Below are 762 nucleotides of genomic sequence, written 5' to 3' on the forward strand. Positions count from 1 at the left end.
CGGTCTTCAACAAGAAATCCAAGAAGCGTTGGACTCAAACCCGCTATTGGAAGTTGAAGAAGGCCACGAAGAACCTCAAGCAAATGGTGAAGACAAATCAGCACTCGAAACTGCTGACAACAGTGCCAACGAGCCAACAGAAATCGAAGTTCCTGATAGTTCTGACGTCATCGAAAAGTCCGAAATCAGCTCAGAGCTTGAAATCGACACAACTTGGGATGACGTCTACAGCGCAAATACGGGCAGTACCGGTTTAGCGTTAGACGATGATATGCCGGTCTACCAAGGCGAAACCACAGAATCGCTACACGATTACCTGATGTGGCAACTCGACTTAACGCCTTTCAGTGAAACCGACCGTACGATTGCCATTGCCATCATTGATGCGATTGACGATTACGGCTATCTGACCCTATCTCCTGAAGAGATTCACGAAAGCTTCGACAACGAAGATATTGAGTTGGATGAAGTCGAAGCCGTGCGCAAACGCATCCAACAGTTTGACCCGCTTGGTGTGGCATCGCGGAACCTGCAAGAATGCTTACTCCTGCAACTTGCAACCTTCCCAGAAGACACGCCTTGGCTTGCGGAAGCCAAAATGATTCTTGCCGATCACATCGATCACCTTGGTAATCGCGATTACAAACTGGTCATCAAAGAAACTAAGCTAAAAGAAGCGGATCTACGCGAAGTATTAAAACTGATCCAACAGTTAGATCCTCGTCCGGGCAGCCGCATTACCCCAGACGACACAGAATACGT

Annotated in this window: 1 pseudogene; it reads left to right on the forward strand. The window is 48.0% G+C overall.

What is annotated here, in order from left to right:
* Positions 1-762: pseudogene (locus R7Z77_RS25175) on the forward strand (RNA polymerase factor sigma-54); the annotation flags it as partial.

The organism is Vibrio sp. 1401 (genome assembly GCF_033340295.1).